This window comes from Mesorhizobium sp. M2A.F.Ca.ET.043.02.1.1 (genome assembly GCF_003952405.1).
In the GTDB taxonomy this organism is placed as follows: Bacteria; Pseudomonadota; Alphaproteobacteria; order Rhizobiales; family Rhizobiaceae; genus Mesorhizobium.
Genome location: NZ_CP034445.1, coordinates 3,027,583 through 3,047,022 on the forward strand (window position 1 = coordinate 3,027,583; position 19,440 = coordinate 3,047,022).

Consider the following 19,440-nt stretch of genomic DNA (forward strand, 5'->3'; position numbering starts at 1 on the left):
TCCGGCCTTTAGCGGCCGCCGCTCACATTGAGGATCGCGCCCGTTATATAGGAGGCCGAGTCCGACAGAAGATAGAGAACCGCGCTGGCGACCTCATCGGCCGTGCCGGCGCGTTTCATCGGCAGCAGGTCCTGCATCCGCGCCACGCGATCCGGCTGCCCGCCAGAGGCATGGATTTCAGTCTCGGTGATGCCGGGGCTGACCGCATTGACGCGGATGCCTTCCAGCGCCACCTCCCGCGCCAGCCCGATGGTCATGGTGTCGATCGCGCCCTTGGAGGCGGCGTAGTCGACATATTCGCCGGGCGAGCCCAGCCGGGCGGCGGCGGAGGAGATGTTGACGATGGCGCCGCCCTTGCCGCCATGCCGGGTCGACATGCGCTTCACCGCCTCGCGTGCACACAGGAACGAGCCGACGACATTGATGCGCATCATGCGCTCCAGCCGCTTGGCACTCATCTCGTCGACCCGCGCCTTGACGTCGACGATGCCGGCATTGTTGACGAAAGCGTCGAGCCGGCCGAAGGCCCGGTCCATCGCTTCGAACATGGCCATGACATCGGCTTCGTTGCCGACATCGCCCTTCACCGCGAAGGCGTCGCCACCAGCGGCCTTGAGCTCGGCGACCAGCGCATCCGCCGCGGCCAGATTGGAGACATAGTTGACTGCCACCCGGTAGCCGGCCCGGTTCGCCTGCTGGCAGATGGCCGCGCCAATGCCTCGGCTGCCGCCGGTGACCAGCAGCGTCTTTTTCTCGGCACTCATTCCTGGCAGCCTTTCAGCACGAAGATGTCCCACGGCACTTTCGAAAAGCCGGCGGGGCCATAGGCGGCCGACATTTCGAGCGACGGTCCAAGATCGGGGAAGATCAGGCTCTTCGGCGCATCGGCGCCCTCCGCCGGCAGCAGGCCGACGCCGCCCTTCTCGTCGGCGCTGTAGATGACGCCTTCCCACACGGTGCAGGCGGCGAGCTCCTCGCCAGTGACATCACCCGTCGGGCATTTGTACATCAGCGAGCCATGCGGCCGCGCCGCCGATCCTTCTGTCCACATCGCGATGCCGTCGAGCACGACATTGTTGTCGAGGATCATGCGGAAGGCATTGGTGATCGTCGCCGAGCTGCCAGCCGGGGTGAAATCGATCTCGGCGCCGCTCTGCGCTTCGCCATAGACGGCGAGCTGGATCGGGCAGGCGGCCTGGGCGGCGGACGGAACCATCATCAGGCCTGCCACTATTGACGCGGTCGAAAGACTTTCGGTCAAGAGGGAGCGGATCCTCATTGCTATCCGCCCTGAACAGCTTGATCGAGGATGACAATCGTCGAAAGAAAATAGTCTATCTCAAACGCAACACTGTTCTTCCCGCCGACCGGTATTGCATTTACCTCATACTTGAGGGTCAGGACGCGAGAACTCTCCGCCAGCTTAATATAGACGTCGCGCTCGCTGCCGCCACCGATTGCCCATTTGAAGTCGCCCTCGTTCAGGAACTGCAATGCCTTGGGCAAGGTATGTATGGCTATCGGGCTGGTGCCTGCGAACGTCACGGGATGCCGGCCCACATCGACGTTGAGATCGCCGTACCAAGTCGCCATCATTCCACCGGGCTGCAATCTCCCGAAGACGGGCTCGACGCTAATCGATCTCAGACGAAAATCGGGGCTGAAGAAAAACTCGCAATTGCGACCATAGATGCACCAGGCCGACTCGGTGTCCTCGTGGCGATAGTGATTGTCCGCCCGCACATCCTCCGGATCGATCAAGCCTCGGACCGTTTCACGGCTGCTTTTGCCGAGTTCGACAGGTCCTGCTCGGCCTGTCATCACAAGCTCGAACAGATCGATCGGCTCGACCGTTTCAGCCACAGCGCCAAACCTTAGAGATCGAGCACCAGCCGCTCGGGATCCTCCAGGCTTTCCTTGACGCGCACCAGGAAGGTCACCGCTTCCTTGCCGTCGACGATGCGGTGATCGTAGCTGAGCGCCAGATACATCATCGGGCGGATGACGATCTGGCCGCCGACCACCATCGGCCGATCCTGAATCTTGTGCATGCCGAGAATGCCCGATTGCGGCGCATTGAGGATCGGCGTCGACATCAGCGAGCCGTAGACGCCGCCATTGGAGATGGTGAAGGTGCCGCCCTGCATGTCCGCGACCGAAAGCTTGCCGTCGCGCGCGGCGAGACCCAGCCGGCCGATCTCCTTCTCGATCTCGGCGATGGACATCTGGTCGGCGTCGCGCACCACCGGCACCACCAGGCCCTTGTCCGTGCCGACGGCGACGCCGACATGGGCGAAGTTCTTGTAGATGATGTCGGTGCCGTCGATCTCGGCATTGACCGCCGGGATTTCCTTCAGCGCATGCGTCACCGCCTTGGTGAAGAAGCCCATGAAGCCGAGCTTCACGCCGTGCTTCTTCTCGAACACGTCCTTGTATTTGGCCCGCAGCGCCATCACCGCGCTCATATCCACCTCGTTGAAGGTGGTGAGCATGGCTGCGGTCGACTGCGCTTCTTTCAAGCGGCGCGCAATGGTCTGGCGCAGCTTGGTCATGCGCACGCGCTCCTCGCGCGGCGCATCCTCGGCCGAGGATGGCGCGCGGGCAACGACCGGCGCAGGTGCCGCCTTCGGCGTCTCGGCCGGCTGGGACGGCGCGCCCTTGGCGATGGCATCGAGCACGTCGCCCTTCAGCACCTGGCCGCGCTTGCCCGAGCCGGACAGCTGGTCGACCGAGAGATTGTGCTCCGCGATCAGCTTGGCCGCGGCCGGCGCCGGCGGCATGGTGCGCGGCTCGATCGGACCGTTGTCGCCAGCGATCTTGGCGGTCTCGGCCGCGGCCTGCTTGACCGAAGACGCGGCATCCGGGCCGGAAGCCTGCGCCACTGCCTGCGGCTTCGTGGCCGGGGCACCGCCGCCCGCTGAAATCGAGCCGAGCAGCGCCCCGACATTGACCGTCTCGCCTTCCTTGACGGTGATCTCGGCCAGCGTTCCGGCGCCCGCTGCAGGCACTTCCACCGTCACCTTGTCGGTTTCGAGCTCGACCAGGGGCTCATCGGCGGCGATCGCGTCGCCGACCTTCTTGAACCACTTGCCAACGGTCGCCTCGGTGACGGATTCACCCAGAGTGGGGACGCGGATTTCGGTAGCCATTGTGCCTGTCCGTTCTCTTGTCTTTTGAGGTCTGTTTCGTGCGGTTATTCGCCGAGAGCGTCGTCGAGCAGCGCGGCGAGCTGGCTGAGATGCTTCGACATCAGGCCGGTTGCCGGCGAGGCCGAGGCCGGCCGCCCGGTGTAGCGCACCCGCTGATGCTTGGCGTCGATATGCGCCAGCACCCATTCGAGATAGGGATCGATGAACGACCAGGCGCCCATATTCTTGGGCTCCTCCTGGCACCACACCATCTCGGCATTGCGGAAACGCGACAGCTCGGTGATCAGCGCCTTGGCCGGGAACGGATAGAGCTGTTCGACGCGCAGCAGATAAATGTCGTTGATGCCGCGCTTCTCGCGCTCCTCATAGAGGTCGTAATAGACCTTGCCCGAGCACAGCACGACGCGGCGGATCTTGGAGTCCTTGACCAGCTTGATCGACTGGTCGGCCAAGAGCTGCGCATCGTCCCACAGCAGCCGGTGGAACGAGCTCTCGCCCGAAATCTCCGACAGCGTCGACACCGCCCGCTTGTGGCGCAGCAGCGACTTCGGCGTCATCAGGATCAGCGGCTTGCGGAAGTCGCGCTTCAACTGCCGGCGCAGGATGTGGAAATAATTAGCCGGCGTGGTGACGTTGGCGACCTGCATGTTGTCTTCCGCGCAGAGCTGCAGGAAGCGCTCCAGCCGCGCCGACGAGTGCTCCGGCCCCTGGCCCTCATAGCCATGCGGCAACAGGCAGACGAGGCCAGACATGCGCAGCCACTTGCGCTCGCCCGAGGAGATGAACTGGTCGAACACCACTTGGGCGCCGTTGGCGAAATCGCCGAACTGCGCCTCCCAGAGCGTCAGCGCCTTCGGCTCGGCCAGGCTGTAGCCATATTCGAAGCCCAGCACCGCCTCTTCCGACAGCATCGAGTTGATGACTTCGTAGCCGGCCTGCGCCGCCGACAGGTTGTTGAGCGGGATGTAACGGGTCTCGTCGCGCTGGTCGTAGAGCACCGAATGGCGCTGCGAGAAGGTGCCGCGCTCCGAATCCTGGCCGGAAAGCCGGATCGGGTTGCCGTCGAGCAGGATGGCGCCGAAGGCCAGCGCCTCCGCCGTCGACCAGTCGATGCCTTCGCCGGACTCGATTGCCTGGCGGCGGTTCTCGAGGAAGCGCAGGATCGTCTTGTGCGCCTCGAAATCCTTCGGCACCTCGGTCAGCTTCTTACCGATCTCCTTCAGCGTGCGCACCGGCACGGCGGTCTTGCCGCGCCGTTGTTCATCCTGATTGTCAGCAGTGCGCAGGCCGGACCACGCGCCGTCCAGCCAGTCGGCCTTGTTCGGCTTGTAGCTCTGGCCGACTTCCCACTCGGCTTCCAGATGCGCGCGCCAGTCGGCCCGCATCTTGTCGACCTCGGCCTGGGTGACGTGGCCCTCCGCGATCAGCCGGTCGGCATAGATCTGCACCACCGTCTTGTGGGTGCGGATGTTGCGATACATGATCGGTTGGGTGAAGGCCGGCTCGTCCCCCTCATTGTGGCCGAAGCGGCGATAGCAGAACATGTCCACGACCACCGGCTTGTGGAACTTCATGCGGAACTCGGTCGCCACCTTGGCGGCGTGCACCACGGCTTCCGGATCGTCGCCATTGACGTGGAAGATCGGGGCCTCAATCATCTTGGCCACATCCGACGGATAGGGCGAGGAGCGCGAGAAGCGCGGATTGGTGGTGAAGCCGATCTGGTTGTTGATGATCACGTGCAGCGTGCCCGCGACGCGGTGGCCGCGCAGGCCCGACAGGCCGAGGATCTCGGCGATCACGCCCTGGCCGGCGAAGGCGGCGTCGCCATGGAGAAGCAGCGGCATCACCTTGGCGCGCTCCGAAAGCGGCACGACCTCGCCACGCTCGCGGCCGGAAAGCTGGTCCTGCTTGGCGCGCGCCTTGCCCATAACGACGGGGTCGACGATTTCCAGATGCGAGGGATTGGCGGTCAGCGACAGATGCACCTTGTTGCCGTCGAACTCGCGGTCCGACGAGGCGCCGAGATGGTACTTCACGTCACCCGAGCCTTCGACCTCGTCGGGCGCGGCCGAGCCGCCCTTGAATTCGTGGAAGATGGCGCGGTGGGGCTTGGCCATCACCTGGGAAAGCACGTTGAGGCGGCCGCGATGCGCCATGCCGAGCACGATTTCCTTGAGGCCGAGCTGACCGCCGCGCTTGACGATCTGCTCCAGCGCCGGGATCAGCGACTCGCCGCCGTCGAGGCCGAAGCGCTTGGTGCCCTTGTACTTGACGTCGATATACTGCTCGAAACCCTCGGCCTCGATCAGCTTCGACAGGATCGCCTTCTTGCCAGTGGCGGTGAAGGTGATCTCCTTGTCGGCGCCTTCGATGCGCGCCTGGATCCAGGCCTTCTCTTCCGGGTCGGAGATGTGCATGAACTCCACGCCGAGCGTCGAGCAATAGGTGCGGGTCAGGATGTCCAGCATCTGCCGGATGGTGCCGAATTCCAGGCCCAGAACATTGTCGAGGAAGATCGGCCGGTCGTAATCGGCTTCGCTGAAGCCGTAATTCTCCGGCGACAGCTCGTTGTAGTCCTCGAGCGGCTTGGCGATGCCGAGCGGATCGAGATTGGCGTGCAGATGGCCGCGCATGCGGTAGGCGCGGATCATCATGATGGCGCGCACCGAATCGCGCGTCGCCTGGTGCACGTCGGCGTCGGAAAGCACGGCGCCGTTGACGACCGCCTTGTCCTTGACCTTCTTCTCGATCGCCTTTTCGACCAGGCCCCAATTGCCGTCGAGCGCCGAGACCAGCTCGCCATTGGCCGTCAGCGGCCAGGAGGGCTTCGCCCAGGAGGCGCCCTTGGCGTTCTTGCGGACGTCGCCCGCGTCGTCCTTCAGCGCCGCGAAGAAATCCTGCCACTCCGGATCGACCGAAGCCGGATTGTCCTCATAGGCCGCGTAGAGCGCGTCGATATAGTCGGCATTGCCGCCATAGAGGAACGAGGTGAGCGAGAATTGGTCGTTGGCCTGATCTTGTCTTGCCATTTTCGTCTGCGGAGCCTGGCTCCGTCTCCTTAGTTGGAGGGGAGTAAGGCAGTAGGGGAGTAGGGAAAGCAGCAATTGTCGCCGCGCGTCCCGTTCTTCCTATTCCCTTACTCCCCTACTGCCCTACTCCCTTACTGCCTTTAACCCTTGATCGCCTCGACCAGCGTCGTGCCGAGCCTGGCCGGCGACGGCGAGACCTTGATGCCGGCCGATTCCATCGCCGCGATCTTGTCTTCCGCGCCGCCCTTGCCGCCCGAGATCACCGCGCCCGCATGGCCCATGGTGCGGCCGGCCGGCGCCGTGCGCCCGGCGATGAAGCCCGCCATCGGTTTCTTGCGGCCGCGCTTGGCTTCGTCCTTGAGGAACTGCGCGGCGTCTTCCTCGGCCGAGCCGCCGATCTCGCCGATCATGATGATCGACTTGGTCTCGTCGTCGGCGAGGAACATCTCCAGCACATCAATGAATTCGGTGCCCTTGACCGGGTCGCCGCCGATGCCAACCGCCGTTGTCTGGCCGAGGCCGACATTGGTGGTCTGGAAGACTGCCTCATAGGTAAGTGTTCCCGAGCGCGAAACAACGCCCACCGAGCCCTTGCGGAAGATGTTGCCGGGCATGATGCCGATCTTGCACTCGTCGGGCGTCAGCACGCCAGGGCAGTTCGGGCCGATCAGCCGCGAAGTGGAGCGGTCGAGCCGCGCCTTGACCTTGACCATGTCCATCACCGGGATGCCTTCGGTGATGCAGACGATGAGCGGGATCTCTGCCTCGATCGCCTCGATGATGGCCTCGCCCGCGCCCGCCGGCGGCACATAGATGACCGAGGCGTTGGCGCCGGTCCTTGCCTTGCCCTCGGCCACCGTGGCGAAGATCGGCAGGCTTTCGCCCTTCGAGCCGGACCAGGTCTCGCCCCCCTTCTTCGGGTGGATGCCGCCCACCATCTTGGTGCCGTGATAGGCCAGCGCCTGCTCGGTGTGGAACGTGCCGGTCTTGCCGGTCAAACCCTGCACCAGCACCTTGGTATTCTTGTCGACGAGAATGGACATCGCGGGGGCTATCCTTTGAATTTATGGAGGCCTATGTGCCAGCCTTATTTGGAACGGGGTTGCAGTCGGTTGATACCAAGTTCGTCCCGCCAGTTCGGCGAAGTTTGCTGACGAGCTTGCTCGTCGAGAGTGATTGGTCCGTCCCGATGGATGCTTCGACGTGTGTGCCGGCCATGCGATTCGGGAAAATCGATGTCGAGCCAGTCCTGGACATAAGCCTTGACCAGTTCTTCGATGGAAACGCCGCGCCATTTCGCACACCCGGCCAGCATGTCCATCGTCTCTCGATCAAATGTCATTTGGACCGTTTGGTTGTCACCCATGACGCCCGTCCCCTATAGCCGCTTCAGGTGGGTGACGGTGAGATCACTCTTGGCGTTGCCGGTGTTCAAGGTCGTCGCCGGCTCGAACATCAGCACCACGGGCTCCGGGGTCAGCGAGCGCGGCCGGTGTTCGACGCCGCGCGGCACGACGATGAAGTCGCCCTCGCCGAGCTCGACCGGCCCGTCGCGGAAATCGATGGCGATCCTGCCGCGCAGCACGAGGAAGGCCTCGTCCTCATGGTCATGCGCGTGCCAATCGAAGACCTCGCCGAACTTGGCGACCTTGGCCTGGGCGTCGTTGACGTCGCCGGCGATATGCGGATCGAAGACCTTGGCGATTTTTTGATCCGCCGCCTCGACCAGATTTATCTTGCGCGGAGGCATCCGCTTTAGCCCTTCACCGCCTTGACGATCTTCTTGGCCGCGTCGTCCAGATCGTCGGCCGAGACGACATTCAGGCCGCTGTCGTTGATGATCTTCTTGCCGAGCTCGGCATTGGTGCCTTCCAAGCGCACGACCAGCGGCACTTTCAGCCCCACTTCCTTGACCGCGGCGATCACGCCCTCGGCGATGACGTCGCACTTCATGATGCCGCCGAAGATGTTGATCAGGATGCCCTCGACCGCCGGATCCTTGGTGATGATCTTGAACGCCGCGGTGACCTTCTCCTTGGAGGCGCCGCCGCCGACGTCCAGAAAGTTAGCCGGCTCGGCGCCATAGAGCTTGATGATGTCCATCGTCGCCATGGCAAGGCCGGCGCCGTTGACCATGCAGCCGATATTGCCGTCGAGCGCGACATAAGCGAGGTCGTATTTGGACGCCTCGATCTCCTTCTCGTCCTCTTCGGTGGTGTCGCGCAGTTCCATCACGTCCGCGTGGCGGAAAAGCGCGTTGTTGTCGAACGACACTTTCGCGTCGAGCACGCGCAGATGCCCGTCCTTCATGACGATCAGCGGATTGACCTCAAGCAGGCTCATGTCCTTCTCGACGAACGCCTTGTAGAGGATCGGGAACAGCGACGCGCCGTCCTTCGCGGCATCGCCGTCGAGCTTCAGCGCGGCGTTGAGCGTCTTCACGTCGTCGGCGGTCACGCCCTTTTCCGGGTCGATGGCGACGGTGACGATCTTTTCCGGCGTGTCATGCGCGACCGTCTCGATGTCCATGCCGCCCTCGGTCGAGACGACGAAGGCGATGCGGCCGACCGAGCGGTCGACCAGGATCGACAGATACAGCTCGCGGGCGATATCGGCGCCATCCTCGATATAGAGGCGGTTGACCTGCTTGCCGGCCGGGCCGGTCTGCTTGGTGACCAGCGTGTGGCCGAGCATCTCGTTGGCGTTGGCGACCACTTCGGCCGCCGACTTCGCCAGCCGCACGCCGCCCTTGGCGTCGGGGCCGAGTTCCTTGAACTTGCCCTTGCCGCGGCCGCCGGCATGGATCTGGCTCTTCACGACATAAAGCGGGCCGGGCAGCGCCTTTGCGGCGGCCTCCGCCTCGCTTGCCTTGAACACCGGAACGCCGCTTGCCACCGGCGCGCCGAACGTCTTCAGCAGCGCCTTGGCCTGATACTCATGGATGTTCATGCGCTTGATCTCCGGGGAGGATGATTGCTTTGCCGGCGAGATTACTTGCCGGCGAGATGCGGGGCGATCTTGGTGCAGGCCTCGGTCAGACCCTGGACGGCCGCGACCGAATTGTCGAACATCTTCTGCTCGGCCTTCGACAGGTCGATCTCGATGACGCGCTCGACGCCGCCGGCGCCGATCACCACGGGAACGCCGACATAGGTTCCCTTGACGCCATACTGGCCGGAAAGGTGCGCGGCGCAGGGCAGCACGCGCTTCTTGTCCTTGAGATAGGACTCGGCCATGGCGATCGCCGAGGCCGCCGGCGCGTAATAGGCCGAGCCGGTCTTCAACAGGCCGACGATCTCGGCGCCGCCGTCACGGGTGCGCTGCACGATCTGGTCGAGCTTCTCCTTCGAGGTCCAGCCCATCTTGACGAGGTCGGGCAGCGGGATGCCGGCGACCGTCGAATAGCGGATCATCGGCACCATCGAGTCGCCATGGCCGCCGAGCACGAAAGCGGTGACGTCCTCGACCGAGACCTTGAACTCCTCGGCCAGGAAATAGCGGAAGCGGGCGCTGTCGAGCACGCCGGCCATGCCGACGACATGGCTGGTCGGCAGGCCGGAGAACTTCTGCAGCGCCCAGACCATCGCGTCGAGCGGGTTGGTGATGCAGATGACGAACGCCTTCGGCGCGTATTTCTTGAGACCCGCGCCGACCTGTTCCATCACCTTGAGGTTGATGCCAAGAAGGTCGTCGCGGCTCATGCCCGGCTTGCGCGGCACGCCGGCGGTGACGATGCAGACATCCGCGCCCTCGATGCCGGCATAGTCGTTGACGCCGGTCAGCCGGGAGTCGAAACCGTCGACGGGGGAAGACTGCGCGATGTCGAGGCCCTTGCCCTGCGGAATGCCCTCGGCGATATCGAACAGCACCACGTCGCCGAGATCCTTGAGGCCGATCATATGGGCGAGCGTGCCGCCGATCATGCCCGAGCCGATGAGCGCTATCCTGTTGCGTGCCATGTGAGGATGTTTTCCCTTTGTCTGTGACGGTGCCGTGACGGGGCCGGGGAGGCCGAAAGGATGCGGGAGGCCGCGAGATTTCGCCGCACCCATTAGCGCCGGCCAAAGAAAAATTCAAACGATTATTTTGATCCCAGTATTTTCAATCGGTTAGATGCTTCGGGAATTACGTAAACGTCAAAGTTACTGAGCCGACTGACGAGAATTTACACAATGAACGTGGAAATCAGAAGGCTTCATCCCGGCGATGACGCCCTTGTGAATTGATGGCTTGGTTTCTGACGCTGGCGGGACAGCGCTGCGATGGCCGGCTGTAGCTACACCTGCGCCTGCCTTGCCTTCGCCACCGGCGCCGCCTCCCGCCGTTCCGCCCAGCCTTCCAGCCAGTCGCGGCTCTGCATTTCGACCAGGCGTGAGGCAGTGCGTTCGAATTCGAACACTTCCGTGCCGCGTTTGGCCGTGTAGAGCCCTTCCGGCGGCGCAGCGGCGCTCATCACCAGCCGCATATGGTGGTCGTAGAGCGTGTCGATCAAAAGGATGAAACGCTTGGCCTCGTTGCGCTTGCCTTCCCCCAGCACCGGCACATGGTCGATAAAGACCGTCGAGAAACGGCCGGCGATGGCCAGGTAGTCGCGCGCGCCGAGCGGCTTTTCGCAAAGGTCGGCGAAGGAAAAGCGCGCCGCGTCCCCGGCGGCGCGCGGGACGACGAGCTGGCGGCCTTTCAGCGTCAGCGTCGCCTCGCCGGTCGGCTGGCCATGCGTCATCGCCTGCCAGGCCTCGTCCAGCGCACGCTCGGCCGCGGCGTCGTCCGGCGTGACATAGACCGGCTGCCGGTTGAGCTTTTCTTGCCGGTAGTCCTTGTCGGCATCGAGCGTCATCACATGGGCATTGCGCTCGATCAGCGAGATGAACGGCAGAAAGAGCTGGCGGTTCAATCCGTCACGGTAAAGGTTCTCCGGCGCCACGTTGGAGGTGGCGACCAGCACCACGCCATTGGCGAACAGCGCCGAGAACAGGCGCGACAGGATCATGGCGTCGGCGATGTCGGTGACGGAGAACTCGTCGAAGCACAGCACCCACGCTTCATCGGCGAGCGCCCGGGCGACCGGCGGGATCGGATCGTCTTCCTTGACCGTGCCTTCCTTGCGCGCCTGCCGGTGTTTTTGGATCCGGTCCTGCACATCGGCCATGAAGTCGTTGAAATGCACGCGGCGTTTGCGGCGGACCGGCAAGAGCTCGAAGAACATGTCCATCAGCATGGTCTTGCCGCGACCGACGCTGCCATGGATGTAGAGGCCTTTGACGGGCTCGCGCGGCTGCCGCTTGGCCGCGAACAGCCAGCCCAGCGCGCTCGATTTCTGCGCCAGTCGTTTGGCCGAGATCTCGTCGATCAGCCGGTCGAGCGCGGCGACGATATGCTCCTGCGCCGGATCGCGCTCGACAGCGCCGCTCTGGACGAGATGGTCGTAGCGCTGCCTGACGGTCGCGTGGGTCTGGAGGCCGTCACGCAGGTGCATGGTTCACATCATTTACTTTGAGCAGAATGCTCTGAGGAGACGCCGCCAGGCTACGTTGAGATTCAGGTCAGGCCGAGTCGAGAAGGGTGGGTTCCGAGAACCGGAGCGGAGCGTACTTTAAGTACGTGAGCACCGGAAGCACAGGAAGCCGCCATTCGCAGGCCGGCCTCACCTGAATATCGGCATAGCCTACCTTGTAAGCGAGATGGGCTGCCCATTGGAAGTCTGGCCGTCGAACTTTTCGCCGCCTGACGAATAGAGCCTGGCCAGCGAGCCGCCATTTTCATCGTAGAGCGTCAGCTGCTTGCCGGCGACGTTCCACGACTTGATGCCATCGATCGGCGCCGGGCAGTGCAGCGGACCGGCGCGGTAGCCGGCGCCGAACTTGGTCTGCGGCGTTGCCACCTTGCAGCTCTGCCCGGAGACATTGACGTTCCACACGCCGGCGACGCTGGCCGCGGTGAGATCGGTGGCGCCGGCGGGCGCCGTGCCGTCCGACGGCAGCGAAGCGACTTGGGTGTTGTTCGGCGCGGTCGGGAATTGCGACGGATCGGTGGTGCCGGGAGCGGCCGGCGGCGGCAGCTGATTCTGCGTCACCGTGCCGGACGGCGCCGGCGTCAGCGGCGCCGGCTGCTGGTCGTCCATCGAGGAGAAGCGCGAGGTCGAGCAGCCGCTCGCAACCAGCGCGGCCAGCGACATGGCCACGAGGCCGCTCTTCGAAAAGAGGTGGGGCCGCGAAAAGGGGCGGGTCATCGAAAAATTCATCAAAACCTCCGTCGGATCCGGCCGGGGGGGGAGCCGTCCGCGTAATCTTCGCTCCACCAAGATGGCGAAGGTGGCAGAATTTCAACCCGATATGGTTAAAATAGGGTTTTCGAGTCGGATGTTGCAAATTTATCGCAGCAAGCGGACGGCGCCGGAGCGGCGTTTGACTCGGTCATTCAAGCCATTGAAATTTCGCCATTAAATCCGGGCGCTCGGCACGAACACATAGCCGTCCGGGCCAACGATGTAGCATTCGCGCAGGCCATGCGGCTTATCGATGGAGCCGGCCAGCACGATATGGCCGAGCGCCGCCGCCTTTTTCTCGATCGGATCCGGATCGGCGCCGTAAAGGCGCAATTCGATGCCGGCCCCGCGTGTCTCGGCGCCCGAAGTGACCCCAGTCATCGGATTGTCGAGATAGGAATGATCGGCATGCAGCATGAAGACCGAGCTCAGAAGCTCGATCGCCGCGAAATCCTCGTCGGCATAGATGATCCTGGCGCCGAGCACGTCGCGGCAGAAGGCCTCCATCGCCGCCATGTCGGTGACCAAAAGATTGACGCCCAGCCCAAGCGGCAGCGAGCGGCCGAAATCCTCGGCCTTCATCCACGGTGTCCCGGTTCGCTTCATGACCATCATGATCGCCCCCTCGCTCGCGATCCTAGATGAACCCGGCTCCGCCCATTGGCATTCGCCAGCAAAATGCTTGCGCTAGGCAGGCGCTTCCTTATCTCAGGAAGGGACCGAGCCGGCGGAGTGAGAATGGCCGCGAGAAAAAGAACCGCCAACCGCTATTACAGCGGCCCGCATAGCGATCATTTCGACGGCGCCTTGTTCTTCAACCCCGGCGGCAAGCCCCCAGGGCGCTTCAGCGATCTCCTCAGATGGCAATTCAGCGGCAAGCGGGCGAGATGGCCGGCCGCCGTTCCGAGTCCTCACCCGCCGGCAAAGCCGGTGCGTCGCGTGGATGGAGGCGCGCTCAGGCTCACAATGGTCGGCCACGCGTCATTGCTTATCCAGACCGCCGGCCTGAATATCCTGACCGATCCGGTCTGGTCGGAGCGCGCCTCGCCCTTCGCCTTCGCCGGCCCCAGAAGGGTCAATGCGCCGGGCATCGCCTTTGCCGACCTGCCGCCGATCGATCTGGTCCTGGTCAGCCACAACCACTACGACCATCTCGACCTCGCCACGCTGAGGCGGCTGAAGGAGGCCCACGACGCGCGCATCATCACGCCACTCGGCAACGACGCCATCATCCACCGCGCCGTGCCCGGCATGCGGCTCAGTGCGCATGATTGGGGCGACAGGATCGACACCGGGGTCGCCGCCATCTATGTCGAGCCGGCGCATCATTGGTCGGCGCGCGGCGGACGCGACCGCCGCATGGCGCTTTGGGCTGGCTTTGTCATCGAAACGGCGGGCGGCAACATCTATTTCGCCGGCGACACCGGCTTCCATGACGGCATCAACTACCGGCTGATGGCACAGACGCATGGCGGCTTTCGCCTCGCCATCCTGCCGATCGGCGCCTATGAGCCGCGCTGGTTCATGGCGCCGCAGCACCAGAATCCGGAGGAGGCCGTGCAGGGCATGAAGCTCTGCAACGCGGCTCACGCCGCAGGCTGCCACTGGGGCACGTTCCACCTCACCGACGAGCCGGTCGAGGAGCCGGCGCAAAAACTGGCCGAGGCGCTCGAGGCGCACGGCCTGCCGCAGGAGCGTTTTCGCGCCATGCGTCCTGGCGAGGTGTGGGACATACCGGCTGTCTGACGAAGGAACCCCAACCGGCGAAAAGCGTTGGTTTCGCGACGCAATTTCGCCGGAGCTTCCCATGATCAGGTGGATCATCATTCTTCTCATCATTGCCGCCGCCGCGAGCCTGCTCGGCATGCCGGCGCTGGCCGGAGCGGCTGCCACGGGAGCGCGCGTCCTCATCGGCATCGTGCTGGTCATCTTCCTGCTGATCGTGCTCGGCGTCTTCGCGGTAACTTAAGCGCGACCGCCAGGTCGTCGCGGCGCGACCACTTGGTCGTCGCCGGCGCGACGTTTCGCGGTGACCGAGACAAGAGCCGGACTGGTAATTCCCGCCCGTTTCCGCCATATAGCGGCCAAACGGATTGGCCAAACGGATTGGAATGACCGGTTAGATGGCAGGCACCGCCCCCTTCGCCAAGATGAACGGCATCGGCAACGAGATCATCGTTGCCGATATGCGTGGCCGTGCCGACAGGGTCACGCCGGCCGCGGCGATCGCGCTTAATGCCGACGCCGCGACCAAGTTCGACCAGATCATGGCGATCCATGACGCCCGCACGCCGGGCACCGCTTATTATATCGACATTCTGAATTCCGATGGCACCAGCGCCCAGGCCTGCGGCAACGGCACGCGCTGTGTCGTCCAGGCCTTGGCCGCCGAGACCGGCCAGAAGAGCTTCACCTTCGAGACCCGCGCCGGCATCCTGAATGCTCAGGAGCACGCGAACGGTCTGATCTCGGTCGACATGGGCAAGCCGCGCTTTGGCTGGCAGGAGATCCCCCTGGCGGAAGAGTTCCGCGACACCCGCATGATCGAATTGCAGATCGGGCCGATCGACGCGCCGGTGCTGCATTCGCCCTCGGCGGTGTCTATGGGCAATCCGCATGCGATCTTCTGGGTCGACAACGACGTCTGGTCCTACGAGCTCGACCGCTTCGGCCCGCTGCTCGAGAACCATCCGATCTTCCCCGAGCGCGCCAACATCACCATTGCCCAGGTGACGTCGCCTCAAACCATGATCATCCGCACCTGGGAGCGCGGCGCCGGCCTCACCAAGGCCTGCGGCTCCGCGGCCTGCGCCGCCGTGGTGGCGGCAGCGCGCACCAAGCGCACCGGCCGCAGCGTCTCGATGCTGACGCCGGGCGGCGGCGAATTGCATGTCGAATGGCGCGACGACGACCACGTCATCCTGACCGGCGCCGCCGAATGGGAATTTTCCGGGAGCTTCGATCCCTCGACCGGGGCCTGGGCCCGCGACACAGAAAGCGCCGCCTGATGTCCGCCCTTGAAAAAGGCGCGATATCCAGCGGTATCGACGTCGTCACCTTCGGCTGCCGCCTCAACACCTATGAATCGGAAGTGATGCGCCGCGAGGCCGAAAGCGCCGGTCTCGGCGCGCTCCAGGGCGGCGCCGTGATCTTCAACACCTGCGCCGTCACGGCGGAGGCGGTGCGCCAGGCCAAGCAGGCGATCCGCAAGGCGCGCCGCGAGAACCCTTCAGCCCGCATCATCGTCACTGGCTGCGCGGCGCAGACCGAGCCGCAGAACTTCGCCGCCATGGACGAGGTCGACCTCGTGCTTGGCAATGAGGAGAAGCTCAAGGCCAACTCCTACCGCGCGCTGCCCGATTTCGGCGTCAACGACACCGAGAAGGCGCGCGTCAACGACATTTTCTCGGTGCGCGAGACGGCGAGCCACATGGTCGACGCCATCGAAGGCCGCGCGCGCGCCTTCGTGCAGGTGCAGAACGGCTGCGACCATCGCTGCACCTTCTGCATCATCCCCTATGGCCGCGGCAATTCGCGTTCCGTGCCGATGGGCGCCGTGGTTGAGCAGGTGAAGCGCCTTGCCGGCAACGGCTATGCCGAGATCGTGCTTTCCGGCGTCGACATGACCAGCTTCGGCGCCAACCTGCCGGGCAGCCCGAAGCTCGGCAAACTGGTGAAGACCATTCTGCGCCAGGTACCGGATGTTAAGCGGCTCAGGCTGTCCTCGATCGATTCCATCGAGGCCGACGAGGATCTGCTCGAGGCCATCGCCACCGAACCCAGGCTGATGCCGCATCTGCACCTGTCGCTGCAGTCCGGCGACGACATGATCCTGAAGCGGATGAAGCGGCGCCATCTGCGCGACCAGTCGATCCGCTTCTGCGAGGACGTGCGCAAACTGCGTCCCGGCATAGTCTTCGGCGCCGACATCATCGCCGGCTTCCCGACCGAGACCGAGGCGATGTTCGAGAACTCGGAGAAGATCGTCGAGGAGTGCGGGCTGACGCATCTGCACGTCTTTCCGTTCAGCCCGCGCGAAGGCACGCCCGCGGCGCGCATGCCGCAGGTCCGCCGCGAGGTGGTGAAGCAGCGCGCCGCGCGACTGCGCGCCGCCGGCGAGGCCGCTTATCGCCGTCATCTGACCGCGCTCCCCGGCACGCGGCAGTCGATCCTGATCGAACGCGACGGGCTCGGCCGCACCGAAGGTTTCACGCTGGCCGCGATCGACGCCGGCGCGCCCGGCGAGATCGTCGAAGCCATCATCACCGGCCATGACGGCGCCCGACTGATTGCGGCCCCGCTTGCCGCGCAAGCCGCCTGAGACTGCGAGACGCATGGCTGGTTTTTTCAAGAAGATATTTTCGTTCGGCAAGAAAGAGGTCGTCGAGGAGCGCGTCGACGAGGCCGCGCCCCTGCCGCCGATCAAATGGGATCAGCTGGACGCGCTGAAGCCGGAGGCCGATCAGGCCGCCCCGGAGATTCTGGCGCGCGAGCAGGAGCCAGCACCCCACCCTCCCCTCGATGGTGAGGGTCGCCACGAAGTGGCGGGGCGGGGTGACAGCGCCGACGTGGGTCACCCCCGAGCCGCGCTAGGGACCTCCCCCATCGAGGGGGAGGTAGGGGCCGCGCACCAGCCGCCCCCTGAAGAGCCGAAGTCCGAGCCCGCGCCCACCATTCCACCGACGCCGGAACCGATCGTTCCCGCCGAGCCGGAACCGCTGCCGCAGCCTGAGCCAGAGGAAGAGCCACAACCGGCGCCTCAGATACCGGAGCCTCCGGCCCCCGAGGAAGTGCCGCCCGCACGACCCGAGCCCGCGCCGGCGCCGGCGCCTGAACCTGCGCCGCAGGAAGTGCCCGCCCCTGAGCCGACTCAGCCGGATATCGAGCCTTCGCGTCCGGAACCGCTGCCTGAGCCGGCGCCTGTGGAGGTGCCGACGCCGCCGAGCGAGGTTCCGGCCGAAACGCCGGCACCGATCGAGGTGCCGCCAGCCGCGCCGCCTTCCATCGAGCCATCCTCGGAAGCCCGCGCTGCCCCTCATCCGCCTGCCGGCACCTTCTCGCCGTATAGAGACGACGAGAAGGATGAAGCTCCCCACCCTCCCCTCGATGGGGAGGGTCGCCACGAAGTGGCGGGGCGGGGTGACAGCGCCGACGCTGGCGCCAGTCACCCCCACCCCCGAGCTGCGCTCGGGACCTCCCCCATCGAGGGGGAGGTAGGGCCTGCACCGGCCTCGCAGCCGACCCTCGAGCCGCGGTCCGCTCCCGCCGCCGGCAAGGTGACGGTCTCAAAGAAGGTCGAGCAGAAAGCCGAGCCGGCAAAGACTTCGGAGCCGGCGCCAAGGCGCTCCTGGTTCCAGCGCATGCGCGAAGGGCTCGCCCGCTCCTCGCGCGAGCTCACCGGCAACATTGCCGGAGTCTTCACCAAGCGAAAGTTGGACGAGGACACGCTGCAGGATCTGGAGGACGTGCTGATCCGCGCCGATCTCGGCGTGGAGACGGCGCTGCGCGTCACCGATTCGCTTGCGTCCAGCCGCTACGGCCGCGACGTCTCCGACTCCGAAGTCCGCGCCGTGATGGCGGCGGAGGTGGAGAAGGTGCTGAGCCCGGTGGCAAAACCGCTCGAGCTCGATCTCAGCCATAAGCCGCATGTCATCCTGGTCGTCGGCGTCAACGGCACCGGCAAGACCACCACCATCGGCAAATTGGCCGCCAAGCTCACCGATGGCGGCCTCAAGGTGATGCTGGCCGCCGGCGATACCTTCCGCGCCGCCGCGATCGAGCAGTTGAAGATCTGGGGCGAACGCACGAAATCGCCCGTCATCGCCACCAAGCTCGGCGCCGACGCCGCGGGCCTCGCCTATGACGCCTTCGAGAAGGCCAAGGAGGCCGGCTCCGACGTTTTGATCATCGACACGGCCGGCCGGCTGCAAAACAAGACCGAGCTGATGGCCGAGTTGGAGAAGATCGTGCGCGTGCTCGGAAAACTCGATCCGGAAGCGCCGCACACGGTGCTGCAGACGGTCGACGCCACCACCGGCCAGAATGCGCTGAACCAGGTCGAGATCTTCCGCAACGTCGCCGGCGTCAACGGGCTGGTGATGACCAAGCTGGACGGCACGGCGCGCGGCGGTATTCTGGTGGCGATCGCCGCCAAGCACCGGCTGCCGGTCTATTTCATCGGTGTCGGCGAGCAGGTCGACGACCTCGAACCGTTTTCGGCCAGCGAATTTGCCAGGGCGATCGCCGGCGTCGCCTGAACAAAGGCGTGATCTTGGAAGACCGCCTGCTTTTCGGCCAGATCATGCGCAAGAAGGACTTTTATGAACATCCTCGAACGCGACCCGTCCGATCCACGCCGCAAGCCGATGAACCCCGGCCTGAAATTCCTGCTCGAGCTTGGGCCGGGCCTGGTGTTCTTCTTCACCACCATCCGTGGCGAGTGGCTGGCCGAGAAATTCCCGGTGCTTGCCCATCTCGGCGAGCCGATCCTGATCGCCACGGCCTTCTTCATGGTCGCGACCGCGCTTTCGCTCGGCGTCTCCTGGCTGCTCACGCGCAGCCTGCCGCTGATGCCGCTGGTCTCGGCGATCGTCGTCTTCGTCTTCGGCGCGCTGGCGCTTTACCTGCAGGACAAGACCTTCGCTTTCATGAAGCCCACGATCATCAACTCGCTGTTCGGCGTAACCCTGCTCGGCGGGCTGCTGTTCGGCCGCTCGCTGCTCGGCTACGTCTTCGATTCCGCCTTTCAGCTCGATGCCGAGGGCTGGCGCAAGCTGACCTTCCGCTGGGGCCTTTTCTTCCTGTTCCTGGCCGTGCTCAACGAGGTGATGTGGCGCAACTTCTCCGAGGCGACCTGGCTATATTTCAAGGTCTGGGGCACGATCCCGATCACCTTGCTGTTCACCTTCAGCCAGATGCCGCTGATCATGCGCCACTCGCTCGAGGAAAAAGCCAAGGAAGAGAAGGCCGGAAACTAAAGCAATTCCAGGAAAAG

At 64.6% G+C, this 19,440-nt stretch carries 19 protein-coding genes; 6 read left to right on the top strand and 13 right to left on the bottom strand.

The window, feature by feature from the left end; all coding sequences use genetic code 11:
- Positions 1-8 precede the first annotated feature (8 nt).
- The 13 genes from EJ068_RS14300 to EJ068_RS14360 form a co-directional block, all read right to left on the bottom strand.
- A complete protein-coding gene (locus tag EJ068_RS14300; protein WP_127253523.1) occupies positions 9-764 on the bottom strand; it encodes an SDR family oxidoreductase in 756 nt (251 codons plus the stop codon).
- Positions 761-1,219, bottom strand: a complete 459-nt coding sequence (locus EJ068_RS14305) for a hypothetical protein (protein WP_245463418.1) — start codon at positions 1,217-1,219, stop codon at positions 761-763. Before EJ068_RS14305 ends, EJ068_RS14300 begins: the two co-directional genes overlap by 4 nt.
- A gap of 62 nt (positions 1,220-1,281) precedes the next feature.
- Positions 1,282-1,863: a hypothetical protein gene (locus tag EJ068_RS14310; protein WP_127253521.1), complete on the bottom strand. Its 582-nt coding sequence runs from the start codon at positions 1,861-1,863 to the stop codon at positions 1,282-1,284.
- An 11-nt stretch (positions 1,864-1,874) separates the two neighbouring features.
- Positions 1,875-3,149, bottom strand: coding sequence for a 2-oxoglutarate dehydrogenase complex dihydrolipoyllysine-residue succinyltransferase (odhB, locus tag EJ068_RS14315; protein WP_127253520.1), 1,275 nt, complete (start codon positions 3,147-3,149; stop codon positions 1,875-1,877).
- Between the two features lie 44 nt (positions 3,150-3,193).
- Positions 3,194-6,181, bottom strand: coding sequence for a 2-oxoglutarate dehydrogenase E1 component (locus EJ068_RS14320; RefSeq protein WP_127253519.1), 2,988 nt, complete (start codon positions 6,179-6,181; stop codon positions 3,194-3,196).
- Positions 6,182-6,321: 140 nt separating this feature from the next.
- On the bottom strand, positions 6,322-7,224 hold the full coding sequence (sucD, locus tag EJ068_RS14325) for a succinate--CoA ligase subunit alpha (protein WP_127386289.1): 903 nt from the start codon (positions 7,222-7,224) through the stop codon (positions 6,322-6,324).
- Positions 7,225-7,268: 44 nt separating this feature from the next.
- Positions 7,269-7,547, bottom strand: coding sequence for a hypothetical protein (locus tag EJ068_RS14330; protein ID WP_127253625.1), 279 nt, complete (start codon positions 7,545-7,547; stop codon positions 7,269-7,271).
- A gap of 12 nt (positions 7,548-7,559) precedes the next feature.
- Positions 7,560-7,931 carry a cupin domain-containing protein gene (locus EJ068_RS14335; RefSeq protein ID WP_127253626.1) on the bottom strand — a complete coding sequence of 124 codons (372 nt, stop codon included), beginning with the start codon at positions 7,929-7,931 and terminating at the stop codon, positions 7,560-7,562.
- Positions 7,932-7,936: 5 nt separating this feature from the next.
- Positions 7,937-9,130 carry an ADP-forming succinate--CoA ligase subunit beta gene (gene sucC / locus EJ068_RS14340; RefSeq protein WP_127253627.1) on the bottom strand — a complete coding sequence of 398 codons (1,194 nt, stop codon included), beginning with the start codon at positions 9,128-9,130 and terminating at the stop codon, positions 7,937-7,939.
- 41 nt (positions 9,131-9,171) lie between these two features.
- A complete protein-coding gene (gene mdh, locus EJ068_RS14345) occupies positions 9,172-10,140 on the bottom strand; it encodes a malate dehydrogenase (RefSeq protein WP_129554600.1) in 969 nt (322 codons plus the stop codon).
- 317 nt (positions 10,141-10,457) lie between these two features.
- Positions 10,458-11,657, bottom strand: a complete 1,200-nt coding sequence (zapE, locus tag EJ068_RS14350; protein ID WP_127253628.1) for a cell division protein ZapE — start codon at positions 11,655-11,657, stop codon at positions 10,458-10,460.
- A gap of 189 nt (positions 11,658-11,846) precedes the next feature.
- Entirely contained in the window at positions 11,847-12,422 is a 576-nt protein-coding gene (locus EJ068_RS14355) for a protease inhibitor Inh/omp19 family protein (RefSeq protein WP_245463419.1), read from the bottom strand.
- Between the two features lie 198 nt (positions 12,423-12,620).
- Positions 12,621-13,061, bottom strand: coding sequence for a VOC family protein (locus tag EJ068_RS14360; protein WP_245463420.1), 441 nt, complete (start codon positions 13,059-13,061; stop codon positions 12,621-12,623).
- 123 nt (positions 13,062-13,184) lie between these two features.
- Between EJ068_RS14360 and EJ068_RS14365 the strand changes: the two genes are divergently transcribed.
- From EJ068_RS14365 to EJ068_RS14390, 6 genes are all read left to right on the top strand, one after another.
- Positions 13,185-14,192 (top strand): MBL fold metallo-hydrolase, encoded by a 1,008-nt coding sequence (locus tag EJ068_RS14365; protein WP_127253764.1) that lies wholly within the window; start codon positions 13,185-13,187, stop codon positions 14,190-14,192.
- 61 nt (positions 14,193-14,253) lie between these two features.
- Positions 14,254-14,415 (top strand): DUF1328 family protein, encoded by a 162-nt coding sequence (locus EJ068_RS14370; protein WP_126063645.1) that lies wholly within the window; start codon positions 14,254-14,256, stop codon positions 14,413-14,415.
- A 154-nt stretch (positions 14,416-14,569) separates the two neighbouring features.
- Entirely contained in the window at positions 14,570-15,454 is an 885-nt protein-coding gene (gene dapF, locus EJ068_RS14375; protein ID WP_127253765.1) for a diaminopimelate epimerase, read from the top strand.
- Positions 15,454-16,767, top strand: coding sequence for a tRNA (N(6)-L-threonylcarbamoyladenosine(37)-C(2))-methylthiotransferase MtaB (gene mtaB, locus EJ068_RS14380; RefSeq protein ID WP_127253766.1), 1,314 nt, complete (start codon positions 15,454-15,456; stop codon positions 16,765-16,767). The genes dapF and mtaB overlap by 1 nt, the downstream gene beginning before the upstream one ends.
- A 13-nt stretch (positions 16,768-16,780) precedes the next feature.
- Positions 16,781-18,703 carry a signal recognition particle-docking protein FtsY gene (gene ftsY / locus EJ068_RS14385; RefSeq protein ID WP_129554601.1) on the top strand — a complete coding sequence of 641 codons (1,923 nt, stop codon included), beginning with the start codon at positions 16,781-16,783 and terminating at the stop codon, positions 18,701-18,703.
- Between the two features lie 63 nt (positions 18,704-18,766).
- The gene (locus tag EJ068_RS14390) at positions 18,767-19,423 is read left to right on the top strand and encodes a septation protein A (RefSeq protein WP_126080443.1); all 657 of its coding nucleotides are present in this window, start codon (positions 18,767-18,769) and stop codon (positions 19,421-19,423) included.
- Positions 19,424-19,440: the final 17 nt, after the last annotated feature.